We start from the raw sequence: 18,798 nt of genomic DNA on the forward strand, positions 1-18,798 counted from the left end.
TATTACGGGCCTTAAGGCAAATTACCTGAAAATAGGGACTCCCCTACTAATTAAGGGGGGCCCTATACCAGGAATAATCTGGTCTTTAAGATTATTCCCCATTTCATCCATTGCAAAAAAAACCAACAATTTTAGCCGCTTCAGTTGGCCTGAAATATCCCTGCTATTTTTAGCTGGATATATCCGGCATCACTAAAAAAATAGCAATAAGGATTACGGAAAATGAAAAAAATATCGCTGGCGGTATTCGTGGCGACGACTCTGGCAAGTGGCGCGGCTCTGGCAGATAACCAAACCGTTTCTGTCGGTTATGCGCAGAGTAAAGTCGAAGACTTTAAAAATATCCGCGGCGTAAACGTTCAGTATCGCTATGAGTGGGACTCTCCGGTCAGCCTGATGGGCTCATTCACCTATATGAGCGGCGACGAAGATGAACATTATTATCTGTTCTCTGACTCCGTAAAAAACCATATTGAAGCGAAATATTACTCTCTGCTGGTAGGCCCGGCTTACCGTATTAACGACTACGTATCTCTGTATGCGCTGGGCGGCGTGGCGCGTGTGAAAGCCGACGGTCATACCACCTGGGTTAACGGCGGTGATAATTACACCCAGCGCGATAGCATCTCTGAAAAATCGACCTCCTTCGCTTACGGCGCGGGCGTGCAGTTTAACCCAACGCCGGAGCTGGCGATTGGCGTGGGCTACGAAGGCACCAATGCAGACCTGGGCGACGACTACGGCATCAACGGCTGGAACCTGACCGTAGGTTACCGCTTCTAATTCGGTTCCCCCGCCTGGGCGGTGAGATGGGCAATAAATTGCGTCAGCTTCGGCAGCGGGCGTAAATCTTGCCGCCACAGCAGGTGAACCGGCCTGGGTGCCGGAGTAAACGACTCCAGCACCCTGATCAACTTACCGTTTTTAAGTTCCTCTTCCACCAGCACCTCTGGCTGTAGCAGTAGCCCGGCTCCGGCACACGCGGCCATCCGTAATCCATATCCGTCGTTACAGCGCAAAATGGCGTCACGCTTCCAGCGCACCTCCCCTTCCACACCCGGTAAGCGCCACTCGTTGCGGGCAGTCCAGACCGTGTGCGACAGGCAGAGATGATCCACCAGATCGGCCGGGGTTTGCGGTGTGCCATGACGCGCCAGATAGTCCGGCGCGGCGCAGATCACCATCCGGTAGGCGCAGAGGTATCGCGCCACCAGATCCTGCTGATGGATCTCGCCGATGCGGATCGCCAGGTCAATCCCCTCCTCCACCAGATCGACCAGCCGGTTGGTCAGATCCAGCTCTACCCGTACCTCTGGCCAGCTTTGCAGAAAAGTGGCCGCCAGCGGGGCAATAACGCAACCGCCAAACGAGGTGGGCGCACTGACCCGCAGCGTGCCCGCCGGCGCGGTGCGCAGGCGCTCGACGGCGCTCTCGGCGATGCCGAGTTGTTCAATGACGCGTTTCGCCTCGTCGTAATAAACCCGTCCGGCGTCGGTGAGACTCTGGCGGCGTGTGTTTCGCTCCAGCAGACGTGTACCGAGACGCGCTTCTAGCTGGGCAATGTATTTGCCCACCATTACCGCCGACATCTCCAGACGCGTTGCAGCGCCAATAAAACTGCCGCTCTCCACCACCGCGATAAAGGTCTCCATGCCGCGAAGCTTATCCATATTGCAAACCTCTGGTTAGTAATCATCTAACTTTAACCCAGTTTATCCGACTTTTTATTTATTAAAGAATGGAGACACACAACAAGAGGAGTCGGCTATGAAAATCGTGATTATTGGTGCCAGCGGTACGGTGGGTCGTGCGGTAACAGAGGCGTTAAGCGATCGCCATGAGGTGATTCGCGTGGGGCGCACGCAGGGGGATTATCAGGTGGATATCACTTCGCAGGAGAGCGTCCAGGCGCTGTTCGACACTATTGGTAAGGTGGATGCGATTGTCTCCGCCAGCGGTGGCGTGCACTTTGGTCCGCTCACCACCATGAAAGCGAGCGATTTCAATCAAGGCTTACAGGATAAGCTTCTCGGTCAGGTGCGCCTGGCGCTGACCGGCCAGCACTATCTGAATCAAGGGGGCTCCATTACGTTGATTAGCGGCATTATCGCCCACGAGCCTATTGCGCAGGGGGTGAATGCCACCACGGTTAATGCGGCGCTGGAGGGCTTTGTCCGCGCCGCCGCCTGCGAACTGCCGCACGGTATTCGTATTAACCTGATTAGCCCCACGGTGCTCACCGAATCCGCAGAGGCCTATGATGGCTTCTTCCCGGGGTTTGAAAGCGTGCCCGCCGCGAAGGTGGCGCAAGCCTATCGCCGCAGCGTAGAGGGGGTGCAAAGCGGACGGATCTATCAGGTGGGGTATTAATGAAGTCAGTGCGGCCGGTTGCCCTCACCCCGGCCCTCTCCCACAGGGAGAGGGGGACAGACGGTGCGGCCTGTTGCCCTCACCCCGGCCCTCTCCCACAGGGAGAGGGAGACAGACGGTGCGGCGTGTTGCCCTCACCCCAGCCCTCTCCCACAGGGAGAGGGGGACAGGCTGCCCCCTAACCCTCTCCCATAGGGAGAGATGCACTTCAGCCCACGGTGCCCCAGACGAGGTTGCCCTTGTGGAAGGTGGCGGTACGCGGCGAAATGCGCGCCACCGCTTCGGCGGAGCAGGAGGCATCCACCAGCACAAAGCTGGCCTCGTCCTGTGCTTTCGGCCATACCCGCTCGCCTTTATCATTCAGCGGCAGCACATTGCCAGTGGCGATAGCCAGTGCCCGGGAGAGCGTCTGCTCGTTGGGACGGATATAGAGCTGCGCGTAGAGGTTGGCTTTTTCCAGCATGTCCCCCAGGCCATACGGCGACCAGTGGTCAATCACGCTGTCGGTACCGGTCATAACAAACACGCCTTTATCCTGCAGCTGTTTCAGCGGCATATGCAGGGTACCGATGGGCACGGTAGAGGCAATGGTTATCTGCTGCGCTGCCATGCGCGTAGCAATAGCATCCACCTGTTTTTCATCCATCATCGCCAGCGCAAAGGCGTGGCTGATGGTCAGTTTGCCCTTCAGTTCCGGCGTTTTCTCCACGGTTTCTACCATGTAGTTCACCGCTGCAATGCCCGCAGGGCTGGTTTCATGCAGGTGAATATCCACCCCTTTGTCGTAATCGAGGGCTATCTGGAACATCAGATCGAGAGATTTTTCCATAGCGCCGTCCACGTTGGTGGGATCCAGCCCGCCCACGTAGTGCGCCCCGGCCTGCATCGCCTCTCGCATTAATGATTCCGATTTTGAAAACAATAAACCGTGCTGTGGGAAGGCCACGATCTCGCAATCAAACCCGGCACGTCGGCGCGCCAGGACCGCCTGCAGGTTTTCCAGATTCTTCAGGCCGGAGGTCGGTTCAATATTGCAATGGCTGCGGGCGACGGTGGAGCCTTTTGACTGGAGCAGATCGATGAGCTTTTCCGCACGTTCTTGCGTGTAAGGCTGCAGTTCTGGCAACATTTTTTGTTCCAGTCGGATCATGTCCTGGATGGTGGTCCCCGCCGGGCGATTCAGCGAACGCCACGGGCCGCCATAGAAGGTCTTGTCCAGATGAATGTGCATGTCGCGCATCGCGGGCAGCAACAATTTTCCGCCCGCATCGTAGTGCGGCAGGGCTGCATCCGCATGGCTTTTGTTATCGCGCAGTGCGGCTATGTTGCCGTCTTTGATCTCCAGCGTTTTTAGCTCGGTACGGGTACTGACAGCCACGTTATTGTCAAACTGGAAGCCCGCTTCCAGAAGGACGTTATCCAGATAGTAGTGGCTGGCGGTGATGTTCATGGGTTTGCCCGTCTCACAGGCGGGCGCGGCGGTATCAGCAGCATACGCGACGGAGCCGGTAGCCCCGAACAGGGCGCAGGCGGTGACCATTTTGCCGCTCTGGCTAATAAACTCACGGCGGCTTTTATTCTCATTCATTGTCTTTTTCCTTTTACTTACGCTTTCACGATGTGGGTACCGGTTTCGCCGCGCAGCGCCGCAGGCAGAGAATCCGGCGAGGTGATTACCACCCGTTTGCCACCCTGCTGCAGGAACGCCAGGCTGGCGACAATTTTGGGGAGCATACTGCCGGCCGGGAAATGGCCCTCTTCCATATAGCGCATCATCTGCGCCACGTTAACTCTCTCCAGCGCTTGCTGGTTGGGCTTGCCGAAATGTATGCAGACTTTCTCGACGCCGGTGGTAATCACCAGGACGTCGGCGTGGATCTCACGGGCCAGCAGCGCGGTGGAGAGATCTTTGTCGATCACCGCATCCACGCTCTGGTAATCCCCCTCCTCGGTGCGGATCACCGGGATACCGCCGCCGCCCGCGCCGATTACAACAAAGCCTTTTTGCGTCAGCGCCTTGATGGCATCGGCTTCCACAATACGCACCGGCTGGGGAGACGCCACCACCCGGCGATAGCCGCGGCCAGCATCCTCGACAAAATGCCAGTCGGGGTGCGCCTGCTGCAGTTCATCACGCTGGGATTCACTGAAGAACGCGCCAATCGGTTTAGTCGGATGCGTAAAGCCAGGATCGTTTTTATCCACTTCCACCTGCGTAACGACGGTGACCGCTTTTTGCTCGCCGCGCGCCGCCAGGCGGTTGTTCAGCGCCTGCTGGATGAGGTAGCCGATACCGCCCTGGGTGTCTGCCACGCAGTTGGCCAGCGGGGTGAGCGGCAGCCCTTCCCGCTCGTGGGCAATTTCAGCGCGCCGGAGATCCAGCCCCACCTGCGGGCCGTTACCGTGGGTGAGGACGATGTCATAGTCGGAGGCCAGCATCTCCAGCACCGACTCCGCCACCGCTTTTACCGCCTGGGCCTGATGTTCAATCGACTGGCTGGCGTTATCTTTGATAATGCTGTTGCCGCCGATGGCGACGACCATGAGTTGTTTCATTTGTTTTCCTTCGCAACGGTGCGGTATTTTCCCCTCACCCCTACCCTCTCCCCAAGGGGGCGAGGGAGTTCATGTCCCCTCTCCCCTTTGGGAGAGGGTTAGGGTGAGGGGTAATGTTTTAGGACTCAGAAACCGGTGCCGCCGCGCTTGCCGCTTCCCGGCTATCCAGCACATGCTTCACCACGAACATACCGCCCATCATCAGGTAGGCCGTAACGAACAGCAGCGAACTGCCTTCGGCGAAGCCGACCACCGGCGCGTGGATCACCCCGAATAGTGCCAGTAGCGCCCCACCCGCTGCCGCAACGGCGCCGCGCAAAGGTTTGTTGATGATGGCGAAGATAGCGATACAGCCCCAGAGCATACTGGCGAGCGGCGCGCCGCTGCCCAGATGGACTAAACCTTCGTAATAGATCCCTTTGCTGTGCAGCACGTCGGTGCCAATTTTCGCCGCGTTCGTCCCCGCCGCCCCCATCACGCTGTTCATCATGGTCAGCGCCCAGTTGGCGATCCACGGGAACAGGCAGATGAAGATCACGGGCACCTCCACTTTCGGCGTCTCCCTCACCACCTGGTTAGCGGTGACCACGCCAATAAAGACCAGAATCGGCACGATGGCGGTCATCGGAATGATAGCGAGCATAAAGGCCCCCAGCCCGAACAGCGGCACGATGAACATGGTCACGCCGGAGGCCAGGGTGTAGCCGATGCTGGCCCCCATCGCCTTCCAGCCCGCGTGGCCGACGTAGACCGTCACCGGGAAAGGGTTACCCATCAGACAGCCGAGCATCGACGCCAGGCCGTTGGCCAGCATCACTTTACGCGTCGGGTATTCATCTCCCGCCGCATGGGCGCTCTCGATGTTCTCCAGGTCAAAGATGTAGTTCGCCAGCCCCAGCGGCACGGCGGAGGCCAGATACGGCAGCACGTGCGGCAGGCCCTGCATAAAGCCGTCGATATGGACGGACGGCGGGTTAAAGCCGAACGACGACATCGAGGCCCTGATCGCCTCCGGGCTTTGCAGGCCGGAGATCCACGCCAGCACCGTACCGGCGATCAACAGCAGCAGGCCGGTCGGAATACGGGCAAAGATCGGCTTTTTGCCAAACCAGTTAATGAAGATCAGCAGTAGCACAATGAATGACACGGTCGGCGCTTCGAAGGCCTGCAGCATCGGGTTCATTGCCAGCAGCAGCAGACCCAGACCGGACAAGCACGACAGCAGCACGGTGCGCGGGATCATCCTGCGGATGGTCTCCCCGAGGAAGGAACCGCCCGCGAGGATCAGCGCCTCAACGAAGCACCACACCAGGCCAATCTGGATGGCGAAATCCGCGTCGCCGGTCTGCTGATAGACCGGCATCAGCACCAGAAAGGTCACGGTGAAGATCGACGGTGCGCTCGGGCCAGACGGTAGCGCGGTGACGTCGTTACGTCCGGTCTGGCGCGCCATCTGCAGGCCAAACCAGGTGTAGCAGACGCTCGCTACCAGTACCGCCAGCCCGAAGGCTGGCGCAATGCGTCCATAAACAATCTCCTTCGGGATGCCGACGACAAAAATGAGCAGCCCCATCATGGTCAGCAGATTGGTCAGGTTGTTGGTCATCAACCCGAAATATGCCGCCCAGTCACCTCTTTTCCACTCCAGTTTCATGCTTTTCATGGATGCTTACCTTATAGGATGTAGCGATCGCGGAAGGTCAACAGCGCCTTTTCAAAACAGCTAAACGGCGGGTGAACGATGCCCGCCCCAATCATGCCGATACCGGCGTCTTTGTGGGCAATGGCGGTATTGATCACCGGCAGAATGCCACTCCCCGCCACTTTGGTAATGTCGATGGCGGTCGGAATCCCCATAAACGACAGCAGCGGAATAGTGACGTTGGGGTTTTCCCCGAGGGTGATTTCGCGCATCTGGCGGGAGAAGTCGATCGCCTCCTCCACCGTGCCGCCCACCAGCGCCACAATCGCCGGCGCCGTGGCCATGGCGAAGCCGCCGATGCCGTAGGTTTCGGTGATGGCACTGTCGCCAATATCCAGTCCGGAATCTTCCGGCTTGTACCCGGCGAACATGGGGCCAATTACCTGCTGTGCCGGGCCAGTAAACCACTGCCCCGGCAGGCCAGAGATGCGCAGCCCGAACTCGTAGCCGTTACGCGCCATGGTGGTGACCACGGTGCTGTATTCAATACCGTGGGCGGCATCCATGGCGGCTTTACACATCGCCATCCACGTCGGGCCGGAGAAGTAGTCGCTGCTGGCGACAAACTCGAACACCTGCCGCTGCTGCTCAACCGGATAACCTGCCTGAATCAGCCCCGGCGTCAGGGCCTGAATCAGCAGCGTGGTGCCTGCGTTGTTGCGGTTGTGGCACTCGTCGCCCATATGCAGCGCCTGCGCCAGCATTAAGCGCAGGTCGATCTCACCGATAATGTTCATGGCATCGCGCAGCATCGGGCCGAGCACGTCGCGCATCCAGTTCAGGCGGTCGATCACGCTCTGGTCATTGGCCCCCATGCGCAGGATCTTCGCCATCTGCTCGCTGAGGTTGGTAAAGGCACGGTTGCCGTAGGTTTTGTTTTCCACAATGTGCATAAACATTGAGGCAGAGGTGACGCCCGCCATGGAGCCGACACAGTCGTGCTCATGGCACGGCGAGAAGGTGATCTCGCCGGAAGCCGCGACGCGCGCCGCGTCCTCAATATCTTTCGCCAGCCCCTCGAAGACCAGCGCCCCGGTCACCGCCCCCTTCATCGCACCGCACATGTTTTCCCAGGTCACAGGCGGGCCCGCATGAAGAATGGTGGTGCGGGTCATCCCCGGCACTACATTGATGGCCTGGTCGTAGCCCACCAGCACCGGATGAGATTGAATGATGCGCTCAAGGGCCACTTTATTGGCGGCAGCGATCTTCTCGGCCAACGGTTTATCCGCCAGTTGATCGAGCGCCTCCACCACCTGCATATTGCCCTGCCCCGGCGGCGTCCAGTCGAGCTGGGTCACGGGGATGTGCTGTTTTTTTAGATCGTCGCTAAACATCGCAATGCCAACGTTGATCACGTTCAGCGGCTGGTTGAATAAGGTGGTCATTATGCGTTCTCCCCTTTGCAGACAAATTCACGCGCCAGTAATCCGGTGTTGGTACTGCTGCTGGCCCAGATCACGCCCGCGTCCGTGAGTAACTGGCACTGCTGCGCCAGGTACTGCGGATCCTGATCGGTGCCCAGTACATAGCCCAGGATCGCCAGTGGGCGATGGTCGGCTTTGGCGATCGCCTGCGCCTCTTTGATGGCGTCGAGCATCACGCCGACCGGATCCTCATGCGCCCCAAAGCCGAGGACGAAGTCCATCACGATCACCCCTACCTCCGGATCGCGCGCTTCCTGCAGCAGGCGACTAATACGGTTGGTGGGATCGATCATCGGGTGGGGTTTGCCGTTGGTGAAGTCGTCGTCACCAAAGTCGAGGAAGGTGTGTGCCTGGCTGACATTAATGTCGCGCAGGCGTTTTGTCGTATCCGGCTGAATGTTGCTGTAGACGTCGTCAAATTTCTCCAGCGCGGCGAACATCGCTTCATCACACAGGGTGCCGCCGCAGAACAGGCCGCGAATGTATTTTTGCTGCGGCGTCAGGCGGGTGCGTACCTCTTCAATCAGCGGCCAGTTGAGCGGATGCAGATCCAGAGACTCTTTTTTAATACCCGTAAGCAGTACCGCTTTTAATGCCGCCTCTTTCGTGCCGCGGGCAAACTGCAGCCCATCTTCATCGGCCGGGGGATCGTTGCGCCCGAGGAAACAGACCACCACCGGCTTGCGGCAGGCGCGTGCGCGAGCCAGCACTTTTTCCGCCACCGCCGGGGCGGGCGGCTTGGAGATCAGCGCGATCGTCTGGGTACCCTCATCCGCCTCCAGCATGTCGATGGCATCGAGCATCATCAGGCCGCCAATTTTTTCGCTCAGATCGCGCCCGCCGGTGCCAATCAGCTGCGAGACGCCGCCGCCAAATTCGTGGATGCGCACGCTCAGCTCCTGGCTGCCGGTGCCGGAGGCGCCCACAATACCGATTGGCCCACGGCGTACCGCGTTGGCGAAGCAGAGCCCCGCGCCGTTGATGATGGCGGTGCCGCAGTCCGGCCCCATCATCAGCAGCCCTTTCTGGTGCGCCAGCTGCTTCAGCGCCAGCTCGTCGTCGAGCGACACATTGTCGGAAAAGAGCATTACGTTCAGGTCGTTTTCCAGGGCCTGCCGCGCTTCGCGGGCGGCAAAGGTGCCATTTACCGAGATCACGGCAAGGTTTGCTTCCGGACGGTGTTTTTTGGCGCTGGTTAGCGTCGCATAGCGCGCTTCGTGAGCGCCCGCGCTCTCTTTACGGACGAAGAGGGCTTCGATGGCGGCCAGGGTGTCGTCGTTGGCGGCATCGCCTTTAATGACAATCATCAGATCGCCGTTTTTGGCCGCCTCTAATTCCGGGGTCAGTAAGCCGAGATTGCGTAATACCCCTTTATTCATTTCAGTCGCCATGGCGACAAAGGCCTGCTCTACGCCCGGTAATTTATTGGCTTTTGTTGAAACCGACATTAACGAGACAGAGTCGAAATAACTGTTCTTTTTCACAACGATTTTGGTTGGCATGATTTCCTCCCGAATTCGGGCAAAAGGGTGGCCGCCATCCTGCCATTTGGCATGATGGTAAAAAGGGTTCTGTTATTTCAGGCCAGCCGGACAGCTGGCCGCGCTGAATTACGCGCCTGCGGCGATCAGCAGTTCGGCGATTTCGTTAAAGCCTTTTTCGCGCGCCAGTTCGAGCGGAGACTTACCGTATTTATCGGTCATGTGAGGGTTCGCGCCATGATCAAGCAGGAGTTTGACGATCTCTTGCTGTTTCGCCCCGCCATCGTTAAGCACGATGGCTTCCAGCAACGGCGTCCAGCCCACGAAATTAGTATGGTTAACGTTGATATCCGTTTTCGCCAGCAGCTCGCGCACAATCTCTACATGCCCTTTTTCGCTGGCCGGCGTAATGCCCACGCCGCCAAAGCGGGTGAGGCGATCCAGATCCGGGTTTGCGGGCAGTACGATTCGCAGCAGGGTTAAATCGTTAGTCAGGCAGCTAATTAAAAAGGGGTTGAAGCAGGTGTGATCCTGCTGGTCGATATTCGCACCGGCAGCAATTAAGAGTTCAACGCAGGGATAATGCTTATTCAGACTGGCAATGATAATGGCGGTGCGTTTTTGACGGTTAGTGGCATTGATATCTACCCCTTTCGCCAGACAGGCTTTAAGCCCCTCGGTATCACCTTGTTCAGCGGCAACGAGAAATTCCGTGACGAGTTCATTCGCAGACATATTCACACTCCTGGTTTTCCTTTCTGATGCGTTGAGAATAGCAACAGCGATCCCGGAAAAGAATCCGCTTAAAAAGCATTCATCGTAAGGAGAGTGATTATTAAATAGCGTTCAACAATCCGGTGATAATGTGCGTCTGTGCAATCTTTTTCTTATGTTTCCTGCCCTTTTCTGCCTTAAAACAGCATTCTGCTTATATCTCGTCAGCCCTTGCACTGCGGGGCTCGCAACAAATTCGCAGAAGTGTGATTTGCTTCAAATGAGTTGTAAGCGCAGTGTTAAATATTGTTCAAAACTGGTTGCCGCTAACGCGGTTTATAAATAGATTCAACCGATGCAAAAAGCCCGAAAGGTGAGAGATGAATTCTATTTTTACCGAAGAGAACTTACTGGCATTTACTACTGCCGCCCGTTTTAGCAGCTTCAGTAAGGCGGCAGATGAGCTGGGGGTGACGACATCTGCCATTAGCTACACCATCAAGCGAATGGAGACCGGGCTGGACGTAGTGCTGTTTGTGCGCAACACCCGCAGTATTGAACTGACGGAATCGGGCTTCTATTTCTACCGCAAAGCTACCGATCTGCTAAATGACTTTCACGCCATCAAGCGCAGTATCGACACTATCTCGCAGGGCATTGAAGCCCGGGTGCGGATCTGCATTAATCAGCTGCTGTATACCCCACGGCACACGGCTCGCCTTCTCCAGGTCTTGAAAAAGCAATTCCCCACGACGCAGATTACGGTCACGACTGAAGTCTACAACGGCGTCTGGGATTCGATTATTAATAATCAGGCCAATATCGCCATCGGCGCGCCGGACACCCTGCTCGACGGCGGTGGCATTGATTACACCGAAATCGGCGCGATTCGCTGGGTCTTTGCCATCGCCCCCACGCATCCGCTGGCCTTTGCCCCCGAGCCGCTTGCCGAAAGTCAGCTACGGCTCTATCCCAACATCATGGTGGAAGACACCGCCCATACCATCAACAAAAAAGTCGGCTGGCTGCTGCACGGACAGGAAGCCATTCTGGTTCCCGATTTCAATACCAAATGCCAGTGTCAGATTTTGGGTGAAGGGATTGGGTTTTTACCGGAATACATGGCGCGCGAAGCGGTAGGAGATGGCCTGTTGGTGACGCGGAAGATTAATAATCCGCGCCAGGACTCACGCATGCTGCTGGCCACGCAACATGCGGCCACCGGCCAGGTGACCCGCTGGATTAAAGAGCAGTTTAAGCCCCAGGGGGTGCTGACCGGGATTTATAACGATTTACTGTGGCGGGACTAGCTGCGGCTCTGCACCCAGAAGGCGTGAATCAGGCCCGGGATGTAACCCAGCAGCGTCAGCACGATGTTGATGATAAATGCCCAGCCGAAACCTTTGCCAAGCAACACGCCCAGCGGCGGTAACAGAATGGTGATAACAATACGCCAGAAACCCATAATTTCTCCATGCAAGCAATCAGGTCATTGTAAAAAAAGAGATTTATCTCTAAGCGTAGCGAGTTTACTGCGCATCGCCATTTTTGACGCCCGCTTTTACCCTCCTTTACCCTCTTTACACTGACTGAGGCTGGCCATTTAAAGCCAGATCAAAGGTTAGACTGTACCCCTGACGGCGGCTGGGCTAATGTTAGGGTCACGATAACAATGAGGAGGTAAGTATGTTTTCTGTCGGCGATCTTGTGCAACCGCGTATGGGCGGTCCAAAACTGAAAGTCTTAGAAGTGAATGAAGATCAGGTGGTTGTGGTGCAAGCCAGTAACGAAGCGGGCGAGCGCTTTACCGTAAAAGCGGCAGACCTGACGCCGTATCAGGAAGAAGGGGATTTCGGCGTCTGCTAAGCAGACGCTACCGGGCGGTGAGTGCCGCCCGGTGCGCACGAATTAGATCAGAAAATCATCCAGCGATTTACCGTTCGCCAGTGCGACGGAAATAGGCTTAGGCGTACGTCCCTGGCCGGTCCAGGTTTTTTCCTGACCATCGGCATCAGTAAAACGGTATTTTGGCGCACGAACTTTACGTTTTTTCGGCTGTGCTGCGCCAATAGCGGCTTCAGAGCCCAGCAGATCTTCGGCGGAAATACCGTCTGCTTTCATACGCTCCAGCAAAGCAGCTATTTTTTGCTGCTGTTCAGCACGCTGCTGCTCAGCTTCAAGCTGCTCAACACGCTTCTCTTCGATAACAATACGCAGCTTTTCCTGCATGTCTTCCAGTACCTCGAGAGAGAAATCACGAGCCATCGCGCGCAGCGTACGGATATTATTCAAATTCTGTAACAACGAAGTCATATAATATGAAGACCTTTTCTAATCGTTTAAATATCATTTACCGTCCGATAGTAATCTATTTGCTTTTGAACATCCAGATTATAGCGCACGAAATTATAATTAATGCCGCCTACCCTGCCGATAATAAAATATAGGCAGGGTATTTCGCCACCATTAGTCCTTTATTTGTCGACCTGGTTTATATCTTATTTATTAATGTTAAATATAGTAAACAGCACGACATGGAATATCTATTCAGATTATCTGCATAAAATACATTTCTTAAAGGCAGCATATCCTACTTATTATTCCACTTATCAGAAACAATCCACGCAGACGCCCCCTCCTGCATACCAGAAAAGCGTATCCCGTTTAATGGGGTCTACGCCAATTGTCAGCCCACAGCAAGCTAAAGATTATCTTATTGTTTTAAAAGAACAAAATAAGCAGCAGGAGACAAAATAACGACCAGGTTCAAAAATCGCCAATTTTAGAGAATTTTGTTGCCAAAAGCGTAACAAATAAAAATTAATCACTAATTGTGAGTTAACAGGCAGAGATATAATCTATACGCGAAAAATAATGCAACTTAAAGCACCGTGCAACATTGCTTTGACGTCTTCTTAGCCCTCTTTCCAAGGAGTTCTGACATGTTCTCTCGACAGTCTCGCCTGCGCCATGCGGTAGCAGACACCTTTGCGATGGTTGTCTACTGTTCGGTTGTGAACATGCTGATCGAGATCTTTCTCTCCGGGATGAGCTTTGAACAGTCGCTTTCTTCCAGGCTGGTGGCGGTGCCGGTCAATATACTTATTGCATGGCCTTACGGTTTTTACCGCGATGCCATTATGCGCTATGCGCGCCGCGTAAGCCCAACGGGCTGGATGAAAAATCTGGCAGATGTACTGGCCTATGTGACCTTTCAGTCGCCGGTGTATGTCGCTATTTTGCTCACGGTGGGCGCTGACTGGCACCAGATTGCTGCCGCTGTCAGTTCAAATATTGTGGTTTCAATGCTGATGGGTGCGGCTTACGGTTATTTTCTCGATTATTGCCGCCGCCTGTTCCGGGTCAGCCCGTATAGCCCGGTAAAAGCGCAGGATGCAGCGACTGGCTGATGCCAGTCGCGTTTTTATTGCGGTTCGCCGAACAGACCTGTCAGAAAACGTTCCAGCGCCATCCGGGAGCTGAACCCGTGCGGAATACCATAATGTTCATGCCTTTCCCCGCCTAGATAGAGGGGAAATTGCTGATACTGATCGCAGGTTTTTATCTCTGAGGCAGGTTCCGCATAAGACAAACTTTTGTCTTTAAGCGTTGGATGGATGATCAGCGCCGTGCGTCCCATACGCGCTTCCCGGTTTACATAGACATAATTTTCACCACGGCGATAGCCGTACGCTTTTTGCGTTACCGCATCCATAGTAAATCCGGCTTTTTCAAGAACGCGCGCAACCTCATCAGGTCGTAAATACATATTTAATCCTCATTATCTTTTCCTGCCCAGCAACCTTACCGTAATCAGCAATAGCAGTGCTTTCAGAAAATTCCATAAACGGCCAATTATGCCGTGACAGACTTCAGATATTAAAAAGCTGGACTAAACTCTTTAATACCGCAAATTCAAGGGAGGAATGTATGTTTAACAGATCAAACCGAAATGATGTGGATGACGGCGTTCAGGATATTCATAACGATGTCAGCAAATTAGCCGACACGCTGGAAGATGTTCTGAAGTCCTGGGGATCAGATGCGAAAGATGACGCAGATGTCGCCAGACGCAAAGCGAAAGCGTTACTGCGTGAAACCCGCGCCCGTATGCAGGGTCGCTCCCGGACCCAGCAAGCAGCGTGTGATGCGATGGGGTGTGCAACCACCTTTATCCGCGAAAAACCGCTATGTGCCGTCGGTACCGTGGCCGCTGTCGGGATCTTCGTCGGTGCGCTGCTGAGCCTGCGTAAATAGTCACGGATCCGGGCTATTACTCTGCCCCTGCTAACCTCCGTTAGCGGGGGTTTTCTTTTTTTGGCTGAAAAGCCGCTATACCACCCCCTCCCCCGCTGTGCTCATCAACAGAGGCCCATCAATCTAATTTTCCCATATCTTGTATGGTTGAAACTTTAGATAACTACATCTAGTATTCCTTTAAGCAACACAGACACTACTGCTCGCGATTTTTTCGCGGCGCCCTGTTATTCTAAATGGAAATACGAATCATGAGCATTACTATTTACACTCGTAACAACTGTGTGCAGTGCCTCGCAACGAAACGTGCGATGGAAAACCGCGGCGTGTCCTTCGAGATGGTGAATGTTGATCAGGTTCCGGATGCCGCCGAGACACTCCGCGCGCGCGGTTTTCGCCAGCTACCTGTGGTGATCGCCGGCGAGACCAGCTGGTCTGGCTTCCGCCCGGACATGATTAACCGTCTTCAGGCGCAGGCCGCCAGCGCATGAGCCTGCTTGTCTACTTCTCCAGCAGCTCGGAAAACACGCACCGCTTTATCACGCGTGTCGGGCTGCCGGCAATCCGTATCCCCCTCAACGAGCAGGAGCGCATTCAGGTAGACGAACCCTACATTCTGGTGGTGCCGAGCTATGGCGGCGGCGGCACCGCGGGGGCTGTACCCCGTCAGGCGATCCGCTTTCTTAACGATCCGCATAACCGGGCGCTGATCCGCGGGGTTATCGCGGCGGGCAATCGCAATTTTGGCGAGGCCTACTGTCGCGCCGCGGATGTTATCTCTCAAAAATGCGGCGTGCCGTATCTCTATCGCTTTGAACTGATGGGGACACAGCAGGACGTAGAGAATGTGCGTAAAGGAGTAAACGAATTTTGGCAACGACAACCGCAGAACGCGTAAACCAGGGAACGACCGACTACCACGCCCTGAATGCGATGCTTAACCTCTACGATCGTGAGGGGCGTATTCAGTTTGAGAAAGACCACCAGGCGGTGGACGCCTTTTTCACGCACCATGTGATCCCTAATAGCATGACCTTCGCCAGCGTAACGGCCCGACTCGACTACCTGGTGAGTGAAGGCTATTACGAAGAGCGCGTGCTGGCCCGCTACGATCCCCGCTTTCTGGTTTCGCTTTTCGAGCACGCTCACGCCAGCGGTTTTCGTTTCAAGACGTTCCTTGGCGCCTGGAAGTTTTACACCAGTTACACCCTGAAGACCTTCGATGGGAAACGCTATCTTGAGCGCTTTGAAGATCGGGTCGTGATGGTGGCGTTAACCCTTGCACAGGGGAATGAGACGCTGGCGCAACAACTCACAGAAGAGATGTTGTCCGGCCGCTTTCAACCGGCGACGCCCACGTTCCTGAACTGCGGAAAAGCGCAGCGTGGTGAGCTGGTCTCCTGCTTCCTGCTGCGTATTGAAGACAATATGGAGTCGATTGGCCGGGCCGTGAACTCCGCGTTACAGCTCTCTAAGCGCGGCGGCGGGGTCGCGTTTCTCCTCTCAAATCTGCGGGAATCGGGCGCACCTATCAAGCGCATTGAGAATCAGTCGTCCGGCGTTATTCCGGTCATGAAAATGCTGGAGGATGCGTTCTCTTATGCCAACCAACTGGGCGCCCGCCAGGGAGCGGGGGCGGTCTACCTGCATGCGCACCATCCGGATATTTTGCGCTTCCTGGATACCAAACGTGAAAATGCCGATGAAAAGATCCGTATCAAAACCCTCTCGCTGGGTGTGGTGATCCCGGATATCACCTTTAAACTTGCGAAAGAGAACGCGGAGATGGCCCTCTTTTCGCCTTACGATATCGAGCGCTTGTATGGCAAACCCTTTGGCGACGTGGCGATAAGCGAACTGTATGACGAGCTGATTGCTGACGATCGCATTCGCAAAAAATACATTAATGCCCGTGATTTCTTCCAGACGCTGGCCGAGATTCAGTTTGAGTCCGGTTATCCGTACATCATGTATGAAGACACGGTAAACCGCGCTAGCCCCATCGCCGGCCGCATTAATATGAGCAACCTGTGCTCCGAGATTTTGCAGGTTAACAGCGCCTCGACCTACGATGAAAATCTTGATTACGCCGATATCGGCAAGGATATCTCCTGTAATCTCGGGTCGCTGAACATCGCCCATACCATGGACTCCCCCAATTTTGGTCGCACGGTTGAGACTGCCGTGCGCGGCCTGACGGCGGTATCGGACATGAGCCATATCCGCAGCGTGCCGTCCATTGAGGCAGGCAATGCCGCCTCGCATGCCATTGGGCTTGGGCAGATGAATTTGCACGGCTATCTGGCGCGCGAAGGTATCGCCTACGGCAGCCCGGAGGGGCTGGATTTTACTAACCTCTATTTCTACACCATCACCTGGCATGCGCTGAACACCTCAATGATGCTGGCGCGCGAACGGGGTCAACGCTTTGCCGGGTTTGAGCAGTCACGCTACGCCAGCGGGGAATATTTCAGCCAGTATCTGGAAGGTGACTGGCAGCCGAAGACCGCCAAAGTGCGCGACCTGTTTGCTCGCGCCGGGATTGTGTTGCCGACCCGCGCAATGTGGCAGCAGCTGCGTAATGACGTGATGGAGTATGGGATCTATAACCAGAACCTGCAGGCCGTGCCGCCTACCGGCTCGATCTCCTATATCAACCACGCGACCTCCAGCATCCATCCGATTGTGTCGAAGGTGGAGATTCGCAAAGAGGGCAAAACCGGCCGCGTTTACTACCCTGCCCCCTTTATGACCAATGACAACCTGGCGCTGTATCAGGACGCGTATGAAATCGGCCCGGAAAAGATTATCGATACTTACGCCGAGGCGACCAGGCATGTGGATCAGGGGCTCTCGTTAACGCTCTTTTTCCCGGATAGCGCCACCACGCGCGATATTAATAGAGCGCAAATCTATGCCTGGAAGAAAGGGATCAAGACGCTGTACTACATTCGCCTGCGCCAGCTTGCGCTGGAAGGTACCGAAATTGAAGGTTGCGTGTCCTGCGCGCTGTAAGGAGAGAGGATGAAACTGTCACTGGTTCGCGCCATTAACTGGAACAAAATCGAGGACGATAAGGATCTGGAGGTCTGGAATCGCCTCACCAGTAACTTCTGGCTGCCTGAAAAGGTTCCGCTCTCCAATGATATTTCAGCCTGGCAAACCCTGACACAGGCCGAGCAGCAGCTGACCATTCGCGTTTTTACCGGGCTGACGCTGCTGGATACGATTCAGAACACCCTGGGCGCACCGGCGCTGATGGCAGATGCGCTCACCCCGCACGAAGAGGCGGTGATGTCGAATATCAGCTTTATGGAGGCGGTACATGCCCGCTCTTACAGCTCGATTTTCTCGACGCTTTGCCAGACCAAAGATGTCGACGCGGCCTATGCCTGGAGCGAAGAGAACGCCGCGTTGCAGCGGAAAGCCGAACTGATACTGCACCACTACCGCGCCGATGAACCGTTGAAAAAGAAAATCGCCAGCGTGTTTCTGGAATCTTTCCTCTTCTATTCCGGCTTCTGGCTGCCGATGTACTGGTCGAGTCGCGGCAAGTTGACCAACACCGCCGATCTGATTCGCCTGATCATTCGTGATGAAGCGGTGCATGGCTATTACATTGGCTATAAGTTCCAGAAAGGGCTGGAGAAAGTCAGCGACGCCAGGCGTGAAGAGTTACAAAGCTTTGCGCTGGATTTGTTGATGGATCTCTATGACAACGAACTGCAATACACTGAAAGCGTATATGCGGGAACGGGCTGGGAAGAAGAGGTGAAAGCGTTCCTCTGTTACAACGCCAATAAAGCGCTAATGAACCTCGGTTATGAGGCGCTCTTCCCCCCCGAAATGGCGGAAGTGAATCCGGCCATTCTGGCGGCGCTGTCACCCAACGCGGATGAAAACCATGACTTCTTTTCCGGGTCGGGTTCATCTTACGTTATGGGTAAAGCGGTGGAGACGGAAGATACAGACTGGGACTTTTAATCTGCGAATTAACGTTTATTAATTTAATATAAATCGCATTCTTTTCCCGCAAATATTTCCACACCTTCTACACTGTAATTTCTATGCCCTATTCACCTGAATCACTCTGATTCAGGTGAAATTCCGCTGGCAGCCGCAAAAAAATCAGAGAAATTCAACTCACGCTCAGCCCTTTATTCATGGGAAATAGCGCCGTTTCGCTGACCGCAAAATTCATACCACAAGCGAACCCAGGGTTGTCTCAGATTCTGAGTATGTTAGGGTAATGCCAGTTAACTATTTACCATGGTAATCATATCGACATAAG

The 18,798-nt window shown here is 55.2% G+C and carries 20 protein-coding genes; 10 read left to right on the plus strand and 10 right to left on the minus strand.

The window, feature by feature from the left end; genetic code table 11:
• Positions 1-222 precede the first annotated feature (222 nt).
• Positions 223-783: an Ail/Lom family outer membrane beta-barrel protein gene (locus tag JZ655_RS15985; RefSeq protein WP_207292264.1), complete on the plus strand. Its 561-nt coding sequence runs from the start codon at positions 223-225 to the stop codon at positions 781-783.
• On the opposite strand, the gene JZ655_RS15990 is transcribed toward JZ655_RS15985, so the two are convergent.
• Positions 780-1,670, minus strand: a complete 891-nt coding sequence (locus JZ655_RS15990; protein ID WP_207292265.1) for a LysR family transcriptional regulator — start codon at positions 1,668-1,670, stop codon at positions 780-782. The two genes, JZ655_RS15985 and JZ655_RS15990, sit on opposite strands and share 4 nt — an antisense overlap.
• A 97-nt stretch (positions 1,671-1,767) precedes the next feature.
• Here JZ655_RS15990 and JZ655_RS15995 point away from each other — a divergent pair, with 97 nt between their 5' ends.
• Positions 1,768-2,370 (plus strand): short chain dehydrogenase, encoded by a 603-nt coding sequence (locus JZ655_RS15995; RefSeq protein ID WP_207292266.1) that lies wholly within the window; start codon positions 1,768-1,770, stop codon positions 2,368-2,370.
• Positions 2,371-2,578: 208 nt separating this feature from the next.
• Here JZ655_RS15995 and JZ655_RS16000 read toward each other — a convergent pair whose 3' ends face one another.
• From JZ655_RS16000 to JZ655_RS16025, 6 genes are all read right to left on the minus strand, one after another.
• The gene (locus JZ655_RS16000; protein WP_207292267.1) at positions 2,579-3,958 is read right to left on the minus strand and encodes an amidohydrolase family protein; all 1,380 of its coding nucleotides are present in this window, start codon (positions 3,956-3,958) and stop codon (positions 2,579-2,581) included.
• A 17-nt stretch (positions 3,959-3,975) separates the two neighbouring features.
• Positions 3,976-4,926 carry a carbamate kinase family protein gene (locus JZ655_RS16005; RefSeq protein WP_040074322.1) on the minus strand — a complete coding sequence of 317 codons (951 nt, stop codon included), beginning with the start codon at positions 4,924-4,926 and terminating at the stop codon, positions 3,976-3,978.
• A gap of 118 nt (positions 4,927-5,044) precedes the next feature.
• Positions 5,045-6,589 carry a xanthine permease gene (locus JZ655_RS16010; protein WP_207292268.1) on the minus strand — a complete coding sequence of 515 codons (1,545 nt, stop codon included), beginning with the start codon at positions 6,587-6,589 and terminating at the stop codon, positions 5,045-5,047.
• 11 nt (positions 6,590-6,600) lie between these two features.
• Positions 6,601-8,016, minus strand: a complete 1,416-nt coding sequence (locus tag JZ655_RS16015) for a YlbE family protein (RefSeq protein ID WP_207292269.1) — start codon at positions 8,014-8,016, stop codon at positions 6,601-6,603.
• Positions 8,016-9,557 carry an acyl-CoA synthetase FdrA gene (fdrA, locus tag JZ655_RS16020; RefSeq protein ID WP_207292270.1) on the minus strand — a complete coding sequence of 514 codons (1,542 nt, stop codon included), beginning with the start codon at positions 9,555-9,557 and terminating at the stop codon, positions 8,016-8,018. Before fdrA ends, JZ655_RS16015 begins: the two co-directional genes overlap by 1 nt.
• Before the next feature lie 108 nt (positions 9,558-9,665).
• Positions 9,666-10,271, minus strand: a complete 606-nt coding sequence (locus tag JZ655_RS16025) for an ankyrin repeat domain-containing protein (protein ID WP_207292271.1) — start codon at positions 10,269-10,271, stop codon at positions 9,666-9,668.
• A 359-nt stretch (positions 10,272-10,630) separates the two neighbouring features.
• Between JZ655_RS16025 and JZ655_RS16030 the strand changes: the two genes are divergently transcribed.
• Positions 10,631-11,560 carry a LysR substrate-binding domain-containing protein gene (locus tag JZ655_RS16030; protein WP_207292272.1) on the plus strand — a complete coding sequence of 310 codons (930 nt, stop codon included), beginning with the start codon at positions 10,631-10,633 and terminating at the stop codon, positions 11,558-11,560.
• Here the strand turns inward: JZ655_RS16030 and JZ655_RS16035 are convergent.
• On the minus strand, positions 11,557-11,715 hold the full coding sequence (locus JZ655_RS16035; RefSeq protein WP_040074316.1) for a YqaE/Pmp3 family membrane protein: 159 nt from the start codon (positions 11,713-11,715) through the stop codon (positions 11,557-11,559). The two genes, JZ655_RS16030 and JZ655_RS16035, sit on opposite strands and share 4 nt — an antisense overlap.
• Before the next feature lie 221 nt (positions 11,716-11,936).
• Between JZ655_RS16035 and JZ655_RS16040 the strand changes: the two genes are divergently transcribed.
• Entirely contained in the window at positions 11,937-12,116 is a 180-nt protein-coding gene (locus JZ655_RS16040) for a hypothetical protein (protein WP_040074315.1), read from the plus strand.
• Positions 12,117-12,158: 42 nt separating this feature from the next.
• On the opposite strand, the gene stpA is transcribed toward JZ655_RS16040, so the two are convergent.
• Entirely contained in the window at positions 12,159-12,563 is a 405-nt protein-coding gene (gene stpA, locus JZ655_RS16045) for a DNA-binding protein StpA (protein ID WP_207292273.1), read from the minus strand.
• Between the two features lie 629 nt (positions 12,564-13,192).
• Here stpA and alaE point away from each other — a divergent pair.
• Complete coding sequence (gene alaE / locus JZ655_RS16050; RefSeq protein WP_046886110.1) at positions 13,193-13,660, plus strand: L-alanine exporter AlaE; 468 nt, start codon at positions 13,193-13,195, stop codon at positions 13,658-13,660.
• Positions 13,661-13,674: 14 nt separating this feature from the next.
• Here the strand turns inward: alaE and JZ655_RS16055 are convergent, their stop codons facing one another.
• A complete protein-coding gene (locus JZ655_RS16055) occupies positions 13,675-14,019 on the minus strand; it encodes a DUF2002 family protein (protein WP_040074312.1) in 345 nt (114 codons plus the stop codon).
• Positions 14,020-14,180: 161 nt separating this feature from the next.
• Here JZ655_RS16055 and JZ655_RS16060 point away from each other — a divergent pair, with 161 nt between their 5' ends.
• The 5 genes from JZ655_RS16060 (at position 14,181) to nrdF (ending at position 18,491) form a co-directional block, all read left to right on the plus strand.
• Positions 14,181-14,507, plus strand: a complete 327-nt coding sequence (locus tag JZ655_RS16060; protein WP_040074311.1) for an ElaB/YgaM/YqjD family protein — start codon at positions 14,181-14,183, stop codon at positions 14,505-14,507.
• A 236-nt stretch (positions 14,508-14,743) separates the two neighbouring features.
• Positions 14,744-14,998 carry a glutaredoxin-like protein NrdH gene (nrdH, locus tag JZ655_RS16065; RefSeq protein ID WP_072039482.1) on the plus strand — a complete coding sequence of 85 codons (255 nt, stop codon included), beginning with the start codon at positions 14,744-14,746 and terminating at the stop codon, positions 14,996-14,998.
• Positions 14,995-15,405 carry a class Ib ribonucleoside-diphosphate reductase assembly flavoprotein NrdI gene (gene nrdI / locus JZ655_RS16070; RefSeq protein ID WP_207292274.1) on the plus strand — a complete coding sequence of 137 codons (411 nt, stop codon included), beginning with the start codon at positions 14,995-14,997 and terminating at the stop codon, positions 15,403-15,405. Before nrdH ends, nrdI begins: the two co-directional genes overlap by 4 nt.
• Positions 15,378-17,522, plus strand: coding sequence for a class 1b ribonucleoside-diphosphate reductase subunit alpha (gene nrdE, locus JZ655_RS16075; RefSeq protein ID WP_207292275.1), 2,145 nt, complete (start codon positions 15,378-15,380; stop codon positions 17,520-17,522). The genes nrdI and nrdE overlap by 28 nt, the downstream gene beginning before the upstream one ends.
• Positions 17,523-17,531: 9 nt before the next feature.
• A complete protein-coding gene (nrdF, locus tag JZ655_RS16080) occupies positions 17,532-18,491 on the plus strand; it encodes a class 1b ribonucleoside-diphosphate reductase subunit beta (RefSeq protein WP_046886115.1) in 960 nt (319 codons plus the stop codon).
• Positions 18,492-18,798: the final 307 nt, after the last annotated feature.

This window comes from Leclercia pneumoniae (assembly GCF_017348915.1).
GTDB classification, from domain to species: Bacteria; Pseudomonadota; Gammaproteobacteria; order Enterobacterales; family Enterobacteriaceae; genus Enterobacter; species Enterobacter pneumoniae.